The organism is Pseudomonas sp. FG47 (assembly GCF_057809115.1).
This window is the reverse complement of the sequence record NZ_JBMDJI010000003.1, coordinates 122,099-139,068: the sequence shown is the minus strand read 5'-3', so window position 1 is coordinate 139,068 and position 16,970 is coordinate 122,099. Positions and strand designations below refer to the sequence as shown.

Here is a 16,970-nt window from a genome sequence, read left to right as displayed (position 1 = left end):
CCCTTTACCACGGGCAGCTTTCCTTTAGAGCCTCGGTATTGGAGTAATGGAACGCCTTGACTGTCATCTTTTTTATCATCCGGTTCTTACGCTCGACCTGCCCATTCGTCCGCGGATGGTAGGGTTTGGTTAGCCGATGCATTAAGGACTACCGCCCAACATCATCGGCTGTATCTGACACGCTGCCATGCAGCGCCAGCGCCCTCCTGATTGCCCTCCTCAGCTAACAGTACCGCCCCCCACCTGCCCCCTGACCTGGGGGGACGTGCAGGTTCCGATCGCCCGGCACGATCGGCAAAACGCACAAGAACAAACACAAGGTGCCTGTATGCAAAACCTGGAGTCGTTTCCCGACGATTGCATCGTCTGCCGATCACCTGACGATGGCGGCAGCTTTCTGCCCAGAGCCTCATCTGTCGCTTCCAGAACCTGCCCTCGGTTTCGGTGAGCCGGGCAAGGGCTACCTCACGCGCATCCTGCCTGTGGCCGGCGGCAACCTGTTGGTCGGGCGCCAGCTGGCCTTGGCGAGTGACACTCGCCTGCAGGTCATCGGCGCGGAGGGGCGGCCATGAAAGCCTTGCAGAGTTTCGCAGTGCGCTTTGCCGAATGGTGCATCGCCCATCGCGTGTCGGTCAGCCTGGTGGTCGGCTTGCTCACCCTGGGATTCGCCTTGAGCCTGACGCGGCTCGAAGTGCAGATCTGTTCCTCGCGGCAGGAGACCAAGAACTCCTTGTCGATGTTCTCTTCGCCGAGTTCGTTCTCGATGATCGCCAGCCGCTGGCCGTGCCGTTCCTCAAGGAGTCTTTTCAGGAGTGTGGTTTCGTCGCACCCAGGAAACCGGTCAGGATCGTTACGGGGATCTGCATCGTTGGCGTGGGCCTCGGTCGTGTCAGGAGCCTCGTAAGCTACCCCGCGGGCCGACGGCGACCAATTCGCAAATCCCGAACCGGGGGGTTGCGTCTGCGCCAGCGGCCCTCACTCCACGGCGATGCTGATCGCCCGGCGCCGGTACTGGCTCGGCGTGGCGGCCATGATGCGCTTGAATGCGGTGCTGAACGAACTTTCCGACTCGTAGCCCAAGGAAAAAGCGATGGTCGACACGTTGTCGGTGCCGGTACGCAGCCGGTTGGCGGCCATCAGCATCCGCCAGCGCGCCAGGTAGTCCATCGCGGTGTTGCCGACCAACGCCTTGAAGCGTTGCGCAAACACCGTGCGGGAAACACCGGCGATTCGCGCCAGCTCCTCCAGGGACCACTGCCGCGACGGCTCGGCGTGCAAGGCTGCGATGGCCAGGCTGATCTGCCGGTCGGTGAGGGCGAGGAACCAGCCCTTGGGCAGTTCGTTGGCGCTTTGCAGATAAAGGCGCAGCACCTGCACCAGCATCAGGTGCGCCAGGTGGGTGGACATGAGTGCGCCGCCGGGTTGCGGATTGCGCAGCTCGTTCGCCCACTGGTCCAGCAACCAGCGCAGCACCCCTGCCTGGCTTGAGGCCTTGGGGATATTGATGACGGCAGGCAGGGCTTCGAACAGCACGGCGGCATGGTCGCCGGAAAAGGCGAAGCGGCCGCTGATGAGGAAGACTTCGCCTCCGCCGTTGTGCACGGCGATACCGTCGCGGCTCACGGCTTCCAGGATGCGGTCGCCGCCTTCGGCCGGCAGGTCCGGGTCGGAAGACAGAATGAAACGGCGGTCGCTGTTGAGCAGGAAGCAGTCTCCTTCTTCGAACCGGATCGGCTGCTCCAGGCCCTCGGTGATGCCCCAGCAACTGCCGCGGATCACTGCGGTGAACTTGATGCCATCATGGGCGGGAAAATCGAAGGACCAGTCACCGGCGGCGTCGAAGCCGGCGTAGAACTGGTTGCGTGGCTGTAGCAGTGACAGTACGTCGGACAGAGGATCCATGGCAGCAATTCCGTACTTTTAAAAAAGATAAGCGGACTTTACGACATGGTCCGTTCGTAGCTCAAGACGTATCTTCACAGCCATCGTCATCTGGAGAACACCCTATGAACACGCCGAACACCGTCTGGTTGATCACCGGCGCCTCCTCAGGCTTCGGCAAGGCCCTGGCCGAAGCCGTCATCGCCGCCGGCCACCGGGTCGCCGTCACCGCCCGTCGCCAGGATCGCTTGCAGGCACTGGCCCAAGGCCGCGAGGCGCAAGTGCTGCCCCTGGCCCTAGACATCACCGACGCCGCCGCCCGCGAACGTGCGGTGGCCGACACCCTGGCGCGCTTCGGCCGCATCGACGTGCTGGCCAACGTGGCCGGCAGCGGCTCGCTGGGTGCGGTCGAGGAATTCACCGAAGCCGAACTGCGGGCTCAGTTCGAGCTGAACTTCTTCGCCACCACCCAGATGAGCTGCGCCGTACTGCCGCAGATGCGTCAACAGGGGAGCGGGCATATCGTGACCGTGACCAGCGTCGCGGGCCTGGCGCCGATCACCGGCTGTGGGCCGTACTGCGCCAGCAAATTCGCCCTCGAAGCCTGGACCGAAACCCTGGCCATGGAAGTGGCGCCGCTGGGCATCCGCGTCACCCTGGTGGAGCCGGGTTCGTTCCGCACCGGTTTCGCCGGCGACGTCAATGTGCGTCCGGCCCGCCGTCTCGACACCTACCGCGACATCGTCGGCCCGGTCGAGCGTTTTCTGGAGCAGTCCGCCGGCCACGAGATCGGCGACCCCGCCAAGGCGGCCGGCGTGATCCTCGAAGCGGTCAACAGTTCGGCGGCGCCGGTTCGTCTGATGCTGGGCGCCGATGCCTATGCGCTGTGGGACCAGGCCATCGAACGGCGCATCCGGGATATCGATGCCTGGCGGGAGCGGGGCCTGGCGACCGCGTTCGACGGCGTCGAGCTGAAGCCCATCGGCGGCTGATCCGCCCCAACTCTTTCACCGGGTCACACTGACCCAGGAGACGACAAAATGAGCAATCCATGCGCAAAAGTCTGGCTGATCACCGGCGCCTCGTCCGGTTTCGGCAAAGCCCTCGCCGAAGCGGTGATCGCCAACGGCGACATCGCCGTCCTCACCGCCCGCCGCCTTGAACGCCTTCAAGCCATAGCCCGGGGGTTCGAGGACCGCGTACTGCCGCTGGCCGTGGACATCACCGACGCCGCCGCCCGCGAACGTGCGGTGGCCGACACCCTGGCGCGCTTCGGCCGCATCGACGTGCTGGCCAACGTGGCCGGTCGGGGCGTGGCCGGCGCCTGCGAAGAGTTCAGCCTGGAGCAACTGCGCGAGCAGATGGAGCTGAACTTCTTTGCCGCCGCGGAAATGACCCGTGCCGTCCTGCCACAGATGCGCAAGCAAGGCGCGGGTAACATCCTCACCGTCAGCAGCATCGCCGGCCTGGTGGCGATGAACGCCGCAGGGCCCTACTGCGCCGCCAAGTTCGCCATCGAAGGCTGGACCGAGTCGCTGGCCATCGAGGCCAAGCCGCTGGGCATCCACGTGACCCTAGTCGAACCGGGGGCGTTCCGCACCGAGTTCGCCGGCGACGTGAACATGCGCCCGGTGGATCGCATCGAGGCTTACCGCCCGATGGTCGAGCCGTTCGAGACGTACCTGGAGACCTCTGCCGGCAAACAGATGGGCGACCCGGCCAAGGCCGCGCAGCGCATGCTCGAAGTGGTGGCCAGTGAGGCGCCGCCGATCCGCCTGATGCTGGGGCGCGATGCCTTCTCGATCTGGGAGGCGACCCTCGGCAAGCGTCAGGAAGACCTGAACCATTGGCGCGAACGCGGCGAGGACACCGCCTTCGATGGTGCCGAGCTGGTGGAGATCCAACTGTAATGACCAGCACAGCAGCTTGGGGCCTGGAGGAGGGTAAGGCCATGTCGGACCCGCAGACGCCCCTGAACACCGGTTTTGGCAGGCACAGCACAGCCACCGAGGTGCTGGCCGGCATCGATCTGTCTGGCAAGCAGGTCATCGTCACGGGTGGCCATTCCGGCCTGGCTCTGGAAACCACCCGGGCGTTGACCGGTGCAGGTGCCCAAGCGCTGGTGCTGGCGCGCAATCCGGCGGCGGCCGCCCAGGCCCTGGCCGGCCTGCCGAATGTCGAGGTCGACACGCTGGACCTGGCCGACCAGGGCAGCGTGCGCGCTTGTGCCGAGCGGTTCGTCGCCAGCGGCCGGCAGGCCGACATCGTCATCTGCAACGCCGCGGTGATGGCTAACCCGCAAAGCCGCGTGGGCAATGGTTGGGAGTCGCAGTTCGGCACCAACCACCTGGGGCATTACACGCTGATCAACCTGCTGTGGCCCGCCATTGCGCCGGGGGCGCGGATCGTCTCGCTGTCGTCGATGGGCCACCACTATTCGCCCATGCGCTGGAACGATGTGCAGTTCGACAGCGGCTATGACAAGTGGCTGGCCTACGGGCAGTCCAAGACCGCCATCGCGCTGTTCGCCAAGCACCTGGACACCTTGGGGCAGGCCAAGGGCGTGCGTTCGTTCTCGGTGCACCCGGGCAAGATCTACACCCCGCTGCAACGACACATGGACATGGCCGAGATGACGGCGCTGGGCTGGCTCAACGAGGCCGGCGAAGTCATCGACCCGACGTTCAAGACGCCGCCGCAAGGTGCGGCGACCACCGTATGGGCCGCCACCTCAGCCCTGCTCGAGGGCAAGGGCGGGTTGTATTGCGAAGACTGCGACGTGGCCGTGCGTGACGACAGCCTGCAGCCAACCGAGTCCGGGGTGCGCAGCTTTGCCGTCGATCCGGAGCAGGCCCAGCGTCTGTGGGCGCTGTCGGCCGAACTGACGGGCGTCGATGCCTTCGCCTGAGCCTGGTTTCCGGCGGCCAGGCCTGCAGGTCGATCGCTGAAAGATTGCCCGTACGATCAGCAAAGTTTTAAGTGCTTTCCAGTATGGGAAGTACCGGCCTTGACCGGTAATTTACCACTGTTCAAACGCTTCGAATGCACGGGCGACGAGGCCCTCACTTGGGCCAAGTCGCCCCCACGCTATAAAGGAAATTGCAATGAGCAAGACCTGGTTCATTACCGGCGCATCGTCCGGCCTCGGCCGTGAATTGGCTGAGGCCGCACTGGCCAAGGGCGATAACGTGGTGCTGTGCGCCCGGCGCCTGGAGCCGCTTCAGGCAACTGCCGCTCATTACGGCGGTCGCGCCCTGGCCGTGAAGCTGGACGTTACCGATGCCGAATCACGCGCAGCCGCCTTGAGCGCGGCCCTGGACGGATTCGGCCGCATCGACGTGCTGGCCAACATCGCAGGCGCCGGTTCCTATGGCGCGCTGGAAGAGTTCACCTCTGCGCAGATCCGCGCCCAGATGGAGCTGAACTTCTTCGCCGCCGCCGAACTGTCGCGCGAAGTGCTGCCGCAGATGCGCGCGCAACAGTCCGGCCACATTCTTAACCTGACCAGCATCGCCGGCCTGGTGGCCTTTCCCGGCAGCGGTCTGTACAACGCCTCCAAGTTTGCCCTGGAGGGCTTCACCGAAGCGTTGCACCATGAAGTCAAACCGTTAGGCATCCGGGTGACGCTGATCGAGCCGGGCGCGTTCCGCACCGACTTCGCCGGCAGCGCGGCGATGAAGGCCGAGGGCGAGATCGCCGAGTACGCGGCACTGGACGCCGGCATGGCCGAGTATTACGCCAGCCAGAACGGCCGGCAGATGGGCGATCCGGCCAAGGGAGCGGCGGTGATCGTCGATATGGTCAACAGCGCGTTCGCCCCGGTGCGCCTGCTGCTCGGCGAGGACGCCTATCAACTGTGGGAAGGCGCCGTCGCCTCGCGCAATCGCGACATCGCACCTTGGCGCACCCGGGGCGAGGACACCGCCTTTGCGGACGCTGTGAAGAATCCCGTCCAGGCGCTCTGAGTGCCCTACGGCCAGTGGCGATCGCCGCTGGCCGCTTTTCTTTTCCGACATTTTCCAGGAGAACCTCAAGGTGGCTCTTAGCTCTTCCCTGCGTGCCATTCCGGCGTTGCTGCCCCTGTCGTTCGCTGCAGCGCTGGTCGGCTGTGGCAAGCAGGATGCGGCACAAGCGGTGGTCACGCCACAGGTAGGCGTCTATCAGGTCAACGCCCGGCCGCTGGAACTGACCAGCGACCTGCCTGGCCGCACCTCGGCCTATCGAGTGGCCGAAGTGCGCCCGCAAGTCTCGGGCATCCTGCAGAAACGCACCTTCGTCGAAGGCAGCGAGGTCAAGCAAGGCCAAGCGCTGTACCAGATCGACCCCCGCACCTACAACGCCCAGTCGGGCCGCGCCGAGGCCAACTTGCGCAGCGCCGGTAACCTGGCCCAGCGCTACCAGCGCCTGTTGCAGACCAACGCCGTCAGCCAGCAGCAGTACGACGACGCGCAAGCCAACTGGCTGCAGGCCCAGGCCGATGCGCAGATGGCGCGGATCAACGTGCAGTACACGCAAGTGCTGTCGCCGATTTCCGGGCGCATCGGACGTTCTTCGGTGACCGAAGGCGCGCTGGTCACCAGCGGCCAGCCCCAGGAGCTGGCCACCGTGACCCAATTGGACCCGATCTATGTCGACGTGACCCAGCCGATCACCAAGCTGCTCGGTCTGCAGCGAGCCCTGGAGTCTGGGCGTCTGCAGAACGGCGAGCGCCAGGCTGAGGTCGGCCTGACGCTGGACGACGGCAGCACCTATCCGCTCAAGGGCACCCTGAAATTCTCCGAAGTGAGGGTTGACCCGACCACCGGATCGGTGACCCTGCGCGCCGAGTTCCCCAACCCCCGGCGCACATTGCTGCCCGGCATGTTCGTGCGTGCTCGGCTCAATGAGGGCGTGAACGAAGCGGCCCTGCTCGTTCCGCAACAGGCGGTCGTGCGCGACGGCCGCGGCCAGCCGCTGGTGTGGGTGGTGGGTGCGGACAATCACGTGCAGCAGCGCGAGGTCCAGACCTTACGCACGGTCGGCAACGCTTGGCTGATCGGCCAGGGCCTGGCGTCCGGTGAGCGGGTGGTCACCGAAGGCCTGCAGCGTCTGAGTAAAGGCTTGCAGGTCGAACCGGTCGAGGCCGGCAACGTCAAGCTGGTCACTGATTACACCGGCACCGCTGAAGCGGCCAACTAAGGAGCGCAGGGCAGATGTCACGCTTTTTCATCGATCGACCGATCTTCGCCTGGGTGCTGGCGATCATCGCCATGCTCGCCGGCGCGCTATCGCTGTCGAACATGCCGATCAGCCAGTACCCGAACATCGCCGCGCCGGCCGTGTCCATCCAGGTGTCCTACCCGGGCGCGTCGGCGCAGACCGTGCAGGACACCGTGGTCCAGGTCATTGAACAACAGATGAGCGGCCTGGACGGCTTCCGTTATATGTCCGCCGAGAGCAACGCCGACGGCAGCATGACCATCATCATCACCTTCGAGCAGGGGGTGAACCCGGACATCGCCCAGGTACAGGTGCAGAACAAACTGCAGCTGGCCACCCCGCGCCTGCCGGAAGAGGTGCAGCGCCAGGGCCTGCGGGTGGTCAAGTACCAGCAGAACTTCTTCCTGGTGGTGGGCCTGGTGGACAAGTCCGGCAAGCTCGACAACTTCGACCTGAGCAACATCATCGCCTCGGACTTCCAGGACCCGATCTCGCGGGTCAACGGCGTGGGTGACGTGATGCTGTTCGGTGCGCCCTATGCCATGCGCATCTGGCTCGACCCGAGCAAGCTCAACAGCTTCCAACTGACCCCGAGCGATGTCGCCGCGGCGATCCGCGAGCAGAACGTACAGGTGTCGTCCGGCCAGCTCGGCGGTCTGCCCACCCGTGGCGGCGTGCAGCTCAACGCCACCATCATCGGCAAGACCCGCATGACCAGCGTGCGCGAGTTCGAGGACGTGCTGATCAAGGTCAACGACGATGGCTCGCAGGTGCGGGTCAAGGACGTGGCCAAGGTCGCCCTGGGCGCCGACAACTTCTCCATTAGCATCCGCCACAACGGCCATGAGTCTTCGGGCCTGGCCTTGCGCCTGGCACCGGGCGGCAACCTGTTGGAAACCTCCAAGGCAGTGCGCGCGGTGGTGGAGAAACAGGCCAAGCACCTGCCAGAAGGGGTGGAGGTGATCTTCCCCTACGACACGACGCCGGTGGTCACCGCGTCGATCGATTCGGTGGTGCATACCATCTTCGAAGCAGTGGTGCTGGTGTTCCTGGTGATGTTCCTGTTCCTGCAGAGCTTCCGCGCCACGCTGATACCGACCCTGGCCATCCCGGTGGTGCTGCTGGCGACCTTCGCTGTGCTGCCACTGTTCGGTATCACCATCAACGCCCTGGCCATGTACGCGATGGTGTTGGCCATCGGCCTGCTGGTGGACGATGCCATCGTGGTGGTGGAGAACGTCGAGCGCCTGATGCATGACGAAGGGCTGTCGCCGCTGGAGGCGACGCGCAAATCCATGGAGCAGATCTCCGGTGCCTTGATCGGCATCGGCACGGTGCTCTCGGCGGTGTTCGTGCCGATGGCCTTCTTCGGCGGTTCGGCGGGGATCATCTACAAGCAGTTCGCCGTCACCGTGGTGGTGTGCATGGGCATCTCGGTACTGGTGGCTCTGGTGTTCACCCCGGCGCTGTGCGCGACTATCCTCAAGGCGCCAGTGGGCCATGGTCACGCCGAGAAGAAAGGCTTCTTCGGCTGGTTCAATCGTACCTTCGACCGTGGCACCCAGCGCTTCGAGCGCGGCGTGCAGCACATGCTCGGCCGCCGTGGCCGCTACCTGCTGATCTTCCTGCTGATCACGGTCGGCACCGGCTACCTGTTCACCCGTATCCCCAACGCGTTCCTGCCCAATGAGGACCAGGGCGTGCTGATCATCGAGGCGCGCATGCCGGTCAATGGCTCGGCCGAGCGTACCGAGGCGGTGTTGACCCAGGTGACCGACTACCTGCTGAAGAACGAGAGCGATATCGTCGATTCAGTACTGACCGTCAACGGCTTCAACTTTGCCGGCCGCGGGCAGAACTCCGGTGTGGCCTTCGTCCTGCTCAAGGATTGGGGTGTGCGCCATGCCGCGGGCAAGGACGTGTTCAGCCTGGCCAACCGCGCCAACGCCAGCTTCTCCGGGATCAAGGACGCCACGGTGATGGCCTTTGTGCCGCCGGCGATCCTGGAGATGGGCAACGCCATGGGCTTCGACTTTTACCTGCAGGACAACGCCGGCCTGGGCCATGACGGCTTGATGGCAGCGCGTGATCAGTTCCTGGCGCTGGCTGCCAAGAGCCCGGTACTCGCCGCAGTACGCCCGAATGGCAAAGGTGATGAGCCGCAGTACAAGATCGAGGTCGACGAAGAAAAGGCACGTACGCTGCAAGTGAGCATCCAGTCGATCAACGACACCATGTCGGCGGCCTGGGGTTCGATGTATGTCAACGACTTCATCGACCGGGGGCGGATCAAGCGGGTCTACCTGCAGGGCGAGGACACCTCGCGCATCGGCCCCGAGGACTTCGACAAGTGGTATGTGCGCAACGACCGTGGGCAGATGGTGCCGTTCTCGGCTTTCGCCAGCGGCCGCTGGGTCAGCGGCTCACCGAAGCTCGAGCGATTCGGCGGTATTTCGGCAGTGCAGATCCTCGGCCAGCCGGCCCCGGGCTACAGCACCGGCGATGCGATGATCGCGATTGCCGAGATCATGCAGCAAATGCCCAACGGCGTCGGCCTGAGCTACAACGGCCTGTCGTACGAGGAGATCAAGACTGGCAGCCAGGCGCCGATGCTCTACGCCCTGACCGTGCTGATTGTGTTCCTCTGCCTGGCGGCGCTGTATGAAAGCTGGTCGGTGCCGGCGGCGGTGATCGCCATTGTGCCAGTGGGCATTCTCGGTGCGGTGCTGGGGACCCTGTGGCGCGACCTGAGTGCGGACGTGTACTTCCAGATCGGCCTGATGACTACCATCGGCCTGACCGCCAAGAACGCGATCCTGATCATCGAGTTCGCCAAAGAGCTGTACGAGCGTGAAGGCATGCCGCTGGCCAAGGCGGCGGTGGAAGCGGCGCGTCTGCGTCTGCGCCCGATCCTGATGACTTCGCTGGCCTTCACCTTCGGCGTGTTGCCGATGGCACGCGCCGCCGGCGCCGGCTCTGGCAGCCAGCACTCGCTGGCCACCGGTGTGGTGGGCGGGATGATCACCGCCACGGTGCTTGCGGTGTTCTTCGTACCGCTGTTCTACGTGGCCGTGGTGGCATTGTTCGAGCGGCGTGGCAAGAAACAGGCCGCGCTGGAAGGAGAAAAAGCATGAAGCTCAAGACCTTGAGCCTGGCTGTGGCTCTCGCGCTGAGCGGTTGCAGCCTGATCCCCGACTACCAGCGGCCCGAGGCGGATATCCCTGCCGCCTGGCCACAGGGCGCGGCTTACGCCGCGCCTGCCCAGCCCGGTGATGCGAGTGCACTGGCCTGGCAGTCGGTGTTCCAGGACCCGGCGCTCAAGCGCCTGGTCGCCCAGGCCCTGGCCAACAACACCGACCTGCGCCAGGCGGCGTTGAACGTCGAGGCGTATCGGGCGTTGCACCGTATCCAGCGCGCCGAGCAGTTCCCCAACGTCGAGCTGGGGGCTAGCGGCAGTCGCCAGCGGGTGCCTGCCGACCTGTCTCCCACGGGTGAAGCAGGCATCGAGAGCCAGTACCAGGTGGCGCTGGGGGTTTCCTACGAGCTGGACCTGTTCGGCCGCCTGCGTAGTCTGAACCGCGCTGCCGCCGAGCAGTACCTGGCCTCGGACGCGGCGCGCTACAGTGTGCAGGTGTCGCTGGTGGCTGACGTGGCCAGCGCCTACCTGACCTGGCGCAGCGACCAGGAGCAACTGGCCCTGGCTCAGTCTACGCTCAAGAGCCAGGGTGACAGCCTGGCCCTGGTCGAGGACCGCTTCGACAACGGTACTGCCTCGCAGATCGATGTCCGTCAGGCGCGTACCCTGGTATCCCAAGCCCAGGTGCAAGAAAGCCTATATACCCGCCAGGTGGCCCAGGACCTCAACGCCCTGGAACGCCTGCTCGGGGGGCGGTTGCCGACGGACCTGCCGCAGGGCCAGCCATTGGGCGAGTCGATGCTCGCCGTGTTCCCTACCGGTTTGAATTCCGAGGTACTGCTACGCCGGCCGGACATCCGCGCTGCCGAGCACCACCTGCTGGCGGCCAACGCCAACATCGGTGCGGCCCGCGCGGCGTTCTTCCCGAGCATCAGCCTGAGCGGTGCCGCCGGCACCGCCAGCGCCGAGCTCGATGGGCTGTTCAAGGGCGGTGCGGGGATGTGGCAGTTCGTGCCGCAGATCAACCTGCCGATCTTCAACGCCGGTCGATTGAAGGCCGACCTGGATTACGCGCGGATTCGTCGCGATATCAACGTGGCCGAGTACGAAGGCGCGATCCAGACCGCCTTCCAGGAAGTCTCGGACGGTTTGGCGGCGCGAGGCACCTATGGCAAGCAGTTGCACAGCCAGCAGGGCAGGGTAGAGGACAATCAGGCCTACTACGAGCTGGCTCGCCAGCGTTATGACGAAGGGGTGGACAGCTACATGGCGGTGCTCGATGCCCAGCGTGAGTTGTTCGCGGCCCAGCAGCAGCTAATTCAGGATCGCCTGGCGCAGTTGCTGGCCGAGGTGAATCTGTTTAAGGCCGTTGGCGGCGGGTGGCACAGCGAAACCGTGGCTGCCGTGCAAGGCAGCTTGGGCCACCCGGCACCTTGAGACGTTATGGAAGTCACTGGCATGCAGTTCGACGAGAGGATACTGAAGGCGCTCGACTTCGATGCGTTGGTGGTGTTCCTGGTGGTATTCAGGGAGCGCAATGTGTCGCGGGCGGCTATATGCCTGGGGCTCACGCAACCTGCGGTGAGCAATGTGCTCGGCAAGCTGCGCAGGCAGTTCGGTGACCCGCTTTTCCTGAGGTGTGGCCGAGGCATGGAGCCTACGGGGCGAGCTGATCGCATTGCTAGATTGTTTAGCCCCGTGCTGGTTGCGCTGCAAGATGTTGTCGTGCAGACAGATGCTTGCGGCGCGCCACTGTAGGCCGACTCAATACGTTGATATCTCGGTTAGTGACTCATTTGACGCATGTAGGCCTGTTACCCGGATGACGTAAATTTCTTGTTTGAATCTCATTAAAAAAGAGCCAGATGCGTCGAAAATGACTGGAATGCGACGGACGGTCTTGGACTCAAGTCCAGATTAAAATACTGATTTTATTGGGGTTTATGGACCTGAGTGGACGTCAGTCACAGGCTGTCGGGATCCCCAAAGAACACTTGGGCAACCATGCTAATCAAAAAGTTACGAGTGAGAAATTCAACTTGTACCCCCAGAAGTACCCCTTTTTCAGTGGTTCCGAGTGGACGATAGTGGACGCACTGAGGCGCGGTGTTGAACGTGCTATCACTCGCCAAAGCGTGCCGCTTACGCTTTGGGCTCGTCCCAGTCGCTACGCGTCGCAGCAGTCAGCGCATCCCAGTCATCAGGAGGGTTGCCGCGGCCCAGCATCTTCTCGAATACGGCGTAGGGATCGGATTTGCTGCCTGCAGACCGGAGGGTACTTTCGTCGTTGACCCATGCATAGACAATGACCTTGGATCTTGAGTCGTAGCGAAAGAACAGCCGAAAGCGCCTACCGATCTTTGCCCGCCGCCAATGTCGGTAGGCGGTGCCCGGCGTGTTGCCTTGGCGGAACTCATCACGGCCGGGGTCGGCAGGCACAGCCTCCATGATCAGATGGCTCAATGCCCGAAATAGCTTGACGTTGGCGTTGCTCTCAAAACCTTGCGGGTCGTTCTGCTCGGCCCGGGCGGCGGCTTCTTGCAATTTGCGTAGCTGTAAAGTCACACCTTCATGGAACAACAGTGTCCAGCCATGTCGCAGCATCAGATCGCGACCTCACCGTCGATATCTTCGTCCAGGTTTACCGGGTGGTTTGCGTTGGCGAGCATGGTTTGCGCCAAGTCTTCCGGCAGGGTGGTGAGATTACGGCCGCCTCGGATATCAGCCTCCAGCAACCCCAGGAACGCACCGATGGCAGGGTCTTCGTGGGTGGTTTCTACGCGGCTGACCACGATTTCACCGCCGCGTACGTCGAATGCGATCTTGCCTCCAGTATCTATGCCCAAAAGCTGGCGAACGGATTTGGGCAGTGTGACCTGTCCCTTCGAGGTCAATGTGGCGATTTCGTGGATGGCAGGCATGAGCGTTCTCCCGGATGTATTGATTGGATCGTAAGGAATAATCCTTACTTGGTCAATCTTGGTTTTCTGCTAATTGAGCATAAGCAGGATGAAAGCTCGGAAGCACCGCAGCATTAGTTACACCATCCCTTAGGACACGATAGGAGCTTTTACGGTGCCGCGAGTTTTGAGTCTGACCCGGGTTGATCCACAAATGGTTGGTTATATATCCAGTCTTTACGCAATCTCAGACGATTTGCACCAAAATTGTCCTCAATCTTGTTTACCGCTCCCCATCAATCACGCTAATTTGCGGCAACGCTGGCACAGTGCCGCTATCGGTCGTCCTTCGATTAGTCCTCGCATGCGTACACTGCTGCTCAGCTGGTGCCTACCCTTAAACAGGGCGGGATCATTGATCGTGCGCAGCAACCGTATGAAGATTCTGCGGTTTCGTGTTTGTGGGAAGTGTTATGGATGGCGTGAGCTTCAAGCAGGTAGATCAATATGCCCTGTGTTGTGTCGAGGATTTCTCTGAGGAGCTCAAGCTCGAGCTGAGGGAGAACCTCACGCGAATCTGCCACGGCGCCGACCAGGCCAGCAAGGACAGGGCCATCTACAAATACCCTGCGACGATCAGGCATTTCTGGAACGAGCGCTACTGCAAAAAGCCCTGGGAAACCCGGATAGGCATGCTCGGCGAGCTTCTGTCGCACGTCATCATTCTGAAGCTTTTCCCCGATTTCGACGTCGTCTCGCCGTTCTTCAACATGGAAGAAAAGAGCATTCGCAAGGGCTTCGATCTCCTTCTGTACGAGACCTCAACCAACAACGTCTGGATCACCGAGGTCAAATCGGGGGGGCGAGGAGCGGACAAGACCTCTTGCTCCGCCACCAGCGGGCTGTTGCGCCTGGCTCGGGATGATCTCAAGAAGCGCTTGGCAGAGCCGGAGCTCAATCACTGGCTCAACGCGATCAATGCCGCGAAAAATGCGATCCACAACAAAGCCAACTACCGGGACTCGGTGATTGAGATTTTGGAGATGGAAGGTGATCTAGCCGAAGAAGACGGTGCGACTGCCTCGGACAACAATGTGTTTCTGATCTCCGCCCTGTTCAGCGATGTGTCCCAGGCCATCGCCGAGAAGACCGTATCAAATTTCACCACGAAGCTTGTGGCGGAGGCGGTGTTCAAGACGGTGTGGGTACTCTCCCTGCACAAGGGCACTATGGAAAAGCTGGAAGAGTTCTTGAGGCAGGAGGCGGAGCAGTAGCATGGAAGAGTTGACCATCAGGAAGCTGGGCAACACCAAGTTCAAGGATCTGTATTTTCAACTCCTCAAGGGAGACGAGTTGGGTAACACGCAGACCGTAAAGTTACTGGCCATCGCCGTGCTGCTCCTAAACCACAAAACCCCTGAAATTCGGCGTCTTGGCTACCGAATCATCTTGTTTTACGGGAACGCCACGGGTCAGTACCAGGCGCTCTACGATGTGGCGCTCGACAGTGGCCTACACCCTGTCTCAGCGGTGATCAGCAGCTATTTTTCCGAGGACGACCACCGCAGCGAGTCGTTCATCAGAAACATCGTGGGCAGCTACGTCGATACCTTCCGTGATCAGGGCATCGTGCTCACTGAGCAACAGGACGCACTGCGAACATTTGTACAGTCGGAGTACCGTAAGTCGTCAGTCGTGGTTGCACCGACCAGCTACGGCAAATCTGAGCTCATCATCCAATCGGTGAAGGAGAATCCGGGTCAGCGAGTGTTGATTCTCGTCCCCTCGAAGGCCCTGCTGGCACAGACGAAGAAGCGGTTGATCTACGCGGACATCGAGGGCTTGGGCAAGGTGGTAACCCACCCCGAAATGTATTCGGTTGAGCGAAATAACAGGGCATTTGTCCTAACCCAGGAACGGCTCAACAGGCTCTTGAACGAGAACGCCGGGCTGACCTTCGACATGGTCTTCGTCGACGAGGCCCACAACCTGCTGCAGAGCGATCGCAGAAGTGAGTTGTTGGCTGCCATGCTGTGCATCCTGGGGGCGCGTAACCCTGAAACGTCATTCAAGTTCCTGACCCCCTTCCTGTGTGATGAGCTCAATGTCCGTGTGCGCTTCCTGGACATGATTCCGAGCGGATTCAAAATCGACGAGTACATCAAGTCTGAGCGCTTCTACATCAAGGACTTCAGGGCTGGGAGGGGCCGGAAAAAGCTCAAGCTCTATGACCATTTCCTGAATGACTGGATGGAGTTTGATCGGAGGTATGCAAACTGCTTCGAGTTCATCAAAGGCGAAGCGCTGTCCAAAAACATAGTTTATGGCAACAAAAAGAAAAGCATTGAGTCATTCGCGGTCGAGCTGGCAGCGGTGTTGCCGCCCGTGGATTGTCAGCTGATCCATACGGCCTGTACCGAGCTTGAAGAATTTTTTGACCGACGCTACAAACTTATTGGCTGTCTGCGTAAAGGGGTGATGTACCACCATGGTTCGATCCCTGACACCATCCGCTTGTATCTCGAGAACCTGTTCAGCAGCTCCAAGCAGATGAGGTTTCTGGTCTGCAATTCCACGCTTCTGGAAGGGGTAAACCTGCCGATCGAACGGCTCTTCGTCTTTGATTACTTCAAAGGAAAGAAAGCGCTGACGCCATCCCAATTCAAGAATTTGGTCGGACGCGTTAACCGATTCAGTGAGGTCTTCGCGCCCGGCGCTGAGGCTGCGTTGAGGAAGCTGGAGTCCAGCATCTACCTGCTAGGCGTGGACGGCTACACCCGCAACAATGCGGCGCTTGAAACGTTCTACGATAAATCGGTCAACGTCTCCAAAGTAGTAAAGGACACGGTTAGCAACGTTCTGCTTGAAGCCACCAAGATCATCGATGGGAAGGTGTCGATTCTCTACGACGACGCTGTGGCTCGTCTTGAGAATCTACACCCTGGCGTGGTTAAGGACCGGAAGTGTCGCTACGTGACCACTCAGGTGGGCAAGCTCCTCATTGCGAACAGCGTCAGTGAAATTGATGTGTTCGCAGAAGAAGAGGCGATTGAACGGAAGATCATGCGAGCCATCGAGGCAAACGGCGTTATCAACACCGTTGAGAGGCTGATGCTTGCCATCTCCAAATCGTTCGTTGATCACTTCGATAACAGCCGAGAGTACAGCGACCTCGTACGTCTCAAGCAAGAGCCTGCTCGGAATTTTTACGCCATGATCCTAGATTGGAAGCTGAAGAAACTCAGCGTCAAGCAGACGATCCGGCAGACGCTCGCGTACTGGAAAAAACTGGTCGAGACGAGCCATAGCGATCACGTGTTCGTGGGGAAATGGGGGGATACCAAGTACCGCGACAGCAACTACGAGAACTGGGTAAGAATCTCCCAGAAGGATGACGCTGAGCGGATTAACCTGGCAATCGTCCGTCTAAAGGATGAAGACGATTTCTTCGACAATAAGATCTTCAAGTTCGTCGAGGTGCTGAATGGGGTAGGTGCCCTGGATCCTGGCTTCTATAAGCTCATCAAGTACGGCACTGCAGATGACATCAAGATCAAGCTCATCCGGGATGGCTACAGCCATGGTTTGGCAGATCTGATGCTTGAACGCTACCCCGAAACCGTGCGTGCGACGCTAGGCGGAGACATCGAAGTGAGTCCTCGTCTGGTCAACATGATGATCAACAATGAGGAAAGCGATCTGCTAATTTTTGAAGCCAAGATGAACCTCAAACCTGTTTAATTGAGGCTTCTGAAAGCGCTTGGGAGGTTATCAGATTGCTTCCCTCGCATCGATCATCAGCCTCCGAAAGGCCTAGTCTGCTTGATTCCTAGGCCTGACCCCTCAATTGGCCA

15 protein-coding genes and 1 pseudogene are annotated in these 16,970 nt (G+C 61.5%); 11 read left to right on the top strand and 5 right to left on the bottom strand.

Annotated elements, in window-relative coordinates:
- Positions 1-22 precede the first annotated feature (22 nt).
- Positions 23-139: pseudogene (locus ACODS5_RS04860) on the bottom strand (IS481 family transposase); the annotation flags it as partial.
- 244 nt (positions 140-383) lie between these two features.
- On the opposite strand from ACODS5_RS04860, the gene ACODS5_RS04855 reads away from it, so the two are divergent.
- Positions 384-572, top strand: a complete 189-nt coding sequence (locus tag ACODS5_RS04855; protein WP_167659428.1) for a hypothetical protein — start codon at positions 384-386, stop codon at positions 570-572.
- On the opposite strand, the gene ACODS5_RS04850 is transcribed toward ACODS5_RS04855, so the two are convergent.
- On the bottom strand, positions 547-810 hold the full coding sequence (locus ACODS5_RS04850) for a GTP-binding protein (protein WP_256660222.1): 264 nt from the start codon (positions 808-810) through the stop codon (positions 547-549). The two genes, ACODS5_RS04855 and ACODS5_RS04850, sit on opposite strands and share 26 nt — an antisense overlap.
- Before the next feature lie 165 nt (positions 811-975).
- On the bottom strand, positions 976-1,902 hold the full coding sequence (locus ACODS5_RS04845; protein WP_134689666.1) for an AraC family transcriptional regulator: 927 nt from the start codon (positions 1,900-1,902) through the stop codon (positions 976-978).
- Between the two features lie 104 nt (positions 1,903-2,006).
- Between ACODS5_RS04845 and ACODS5_RS04840 the strand changes: the two genes are divergently transcribed.
- From ACODS5_RS04840 to ACODS5_RS04805, 8 genes are all read left to right on the top strand, one after another.
- A complete protein-coding gene (locus tag ACODS5_RS04840) occupies positions 2,007-2,873 on the top strand; it encodes an oxidoreductase (RefSeq protein WP_489108092.1) in 867 nt (288 codons plus the stop codon).
- A 48-nt stretch (positions 2,874-2,921) separates the two neighbouring features.
- Entirely contained in the window at positions 2,922-3,791 is an 870-nt protein-coding gene (locus tag ACODS5_RS04835) for an oxidoreductase (RefSeq protein WP_489108091.1), read from the top strand.
- Between the two features lie 41 nt (positions 3,792-3,832).
- Positions 3,833-4,789, top strand: coding sequence for an SDR family NAD(P)-dependent oxidoreductase (locus ACODS5_RS04830; RefSeq protein ID WP_489108090.1), 957 nt, complete (start codon positions 3,833-3,835; stop codon positions 4,787-4,789).
- Positions 4,790-4,985: 196 nt separating this feature from the next.
- Positions 4,986-5,846, top strand: a complete 861-nt coding sequence (locus ACODS5_RS04825) for an oxidoreductase (RefSeq protein WP_489108089.1) — start codon at positions 4,986-4,988, stop codon at positions 5,844-5,846.
- 88 nt (positions 5,847-5,934) lie between these two features.
- Positions 5,935-7,059 (top strand): efflux RND transporter periplasmic adaptor subunit, encoded by a 1,125-nt coding sequence (locus tag ACODS5_RS04820; RefSeq protein WP_489108153.1) that lies wholly within the window; start codon positions 5,935-5,937, stop codon positions 7,057-7,059.
- 14 nt (positions 7,060-7,073) lie between these two features.
- The gene (locus tag ACODS5_RS04815) at positions 7,074-10,214 is read left to right on the top strand and encodes an efflux RND transporter permease subunit (RefSeq protein ID WP_489108088.1); all 3,141 of its coding nucleotides are present in this window, start codon (positions 7,074-7,076) and stop codon (positions 10,212-10,214) included.
- Positions 10,211-11,653 carry an efflux transporter outer membrane subunit gene (locus tag ACODS5_RS04810; RefSeq protein ID WP_489108087.1) on the top strand — a complete coding sequence of 481 codons (1,443 nt, stop codon included), beginning with the start codon at positions 10,211-10,213 and terminating at the stop codon, positions 11,651-11,653. Before ACODS5_RS04815 ends, ACODS5_RS04810 begins: the two co-directional genes overlap by 4 nt.
- A 21-nt stretch (positions 11,654-11,674) precedes the next feature.
- The gene (locus ACODS5_RS04805) at positions 11,675-11,974 is read left to right on the top strand and encodes a LysR family transcriptional regulator (RefSeq protein WP_489108086.1); all 300 of its coding nucleotides are present in this window, start codon (positions 11,675-11,677) and stop codon (positions 11,972-11,974) included.
- A gap of 384 nt (positions 11,975-12,358) precedes the next feature.
- Here ACODS5_RS04805 and ACODS5_RS04800 read toward each other — a convergent pair whose 3' ends face one another.
- Together ACODS5_RS04800 and ACODS5_RS04795 are read right to left on the bottom strand one after the other, a co-directional pair.
- Positions 12,359-12,820, bottom strand: coding sequence for a type II toxin-antitoxin system YhaV family toxin (locus tag ACODS5_RS04800; RefSeq protein WP_489108085.1), 462 nt, complete (start codon positions 12,818-12,820; stop codon positions 12,359-12,361).
- A complete protein-coding gene (locus tag ACODS5_RS04795; protein ID WP_028687716.1) occupies positions 12,820-13,137 on the bottom strand; it encodes a type II toxin-antitoxin system PrlF family antitoxin in 318 nt (105 codons plus the stop codon). The genes ACODS5_RS04800 and ACODS5_RS04795 overlap by 1 nt, the downstream gene beginning before the upstream one ends.
- 452 nt (positions 13,138-13,589) lie before the next feature.
- Here ACODS5_RS04795 and ACODS5_RS04790 point away from each other — a divergent pair, with 452 nt between their 5' ends.
- Positions 13,590-14,390 (top strand): Hachiman antiphage defense system protein HamA, encoded by an 801-nt coding sequence (locus tag ACODS5_RS04790; RefSeq protein ID WP_489108084.1) that lies wholly within the window; start codon positions 13,590-13,592, stop codon positions 14,388-14,390.
- A gap of 1 nt (position 14,391) precedes the next feature.
- Positions 14,392-16,857 (top strand): DEAD/DEAH box helicase, encoded by a 2,466-nt coding sequence (locus ACODS5_RS04785; protein ID WP_489108083.1) that lies wholly within the window; start codon positions 14,392-14,394, stop codon positions 16,855-16,857.
- The last annotated feature ends 113 nt before the right edge of the window (positions 16,858-16,970 follow it).

Bases quoted from the DNA above. Each gene is read 5' to 3' on its own strand.
- ACODS5_RS04855 (WP_167659428.1), top strand. From the start codon at position 384: ATGGCGGCAGCTTTCTGCCCAGAGCCTCATCTGTCGCTTCCAGAACCT.
- ACODS5_RS04845 (WP_134689666.1), bottom strand. From the start codon at position 1,902: ATGGATCCTCTGTCCGACGTACTGTCACTGCTACAGCCACGCAACCAG.
- ACODS5_RS04840 (WP_489108092.1), top strand. From the start codon at position 2,007: ATGAACACGCCGAACACCGTCTGGTTGATCACCGGCGCCTCCTCAGGC.
- ACODS5_RS04835 (WP_489108091.1), top strand. From the start codon at position 2,922: ATGAGCAATCCATGCGCAAAAGTCTGGCTGATCACCGGCGCCTCGTCC.
- ACODS5_RS04830 (WP_489108090.1), top strand. From the start codon at position 3,833: ATGTCGGACCCGCAGACGCCCCTGAACACCGGTTTTGGCAGGCACAGC.
- ACODS5_RS04825 (WP_489108089.1), top strand. From the start codon at position 4,986: ATGAGCAAGACCTGGTTCATTACCGGCGCATCGTCCGGCCTCGGCCGT.
- ACODS5_RS04815 (WP_489108088.1), top strand. From the start codon at position 7,074: ATGTCACGCTTTTTCATCGATCGACCGATCTTCGCCTGGGTGCTGGCG.
- ACODS5_RS04810 (WP_489108087.1), top strand. From the start codon at position 10,211: ATGAAGCTCAAGACCTTGAGCCTGGCTGTGGCTCTCGCGCTGAGCGGT.
- ACODS5_RS04805 (WP_489108086.1), top strand. From the start codon at position 11,675: ATGCAGTTCGACGAGAGGATACTGAAGGCGCTCGACTTCGATGCGTTG.
- ACODS5_RS04800 (WP_489108085.1), bottom strand. From the start codon at position 12,820: ATGCTGCGACATGGCTGGACACTGTTGTTCCATGAAGGTGTGACTTTA.
- ACODS5_RS04795 (WP_028687716.1), bottom strand. From the start codon at position 13,137: ATGCCTGCCATCCACGAAATCGCCACATTGACCTCGAAGGGACAGGTC.
- ACODS5_RS04790 (WP_489108084.1), top strand. From the start codon at position 13,590: ATGGATGGCGTGAGCTTCAAGCAGGTAGATCAATATGCCCTGTGTTGT.
- ACODS5_RS04785 (WP_489108083.1), top strand. From the start codon at position 14,392: ATGGAAGAGTTGACCATCAGGAAGCTGGGCAACACCAAGTTCAAGGAT.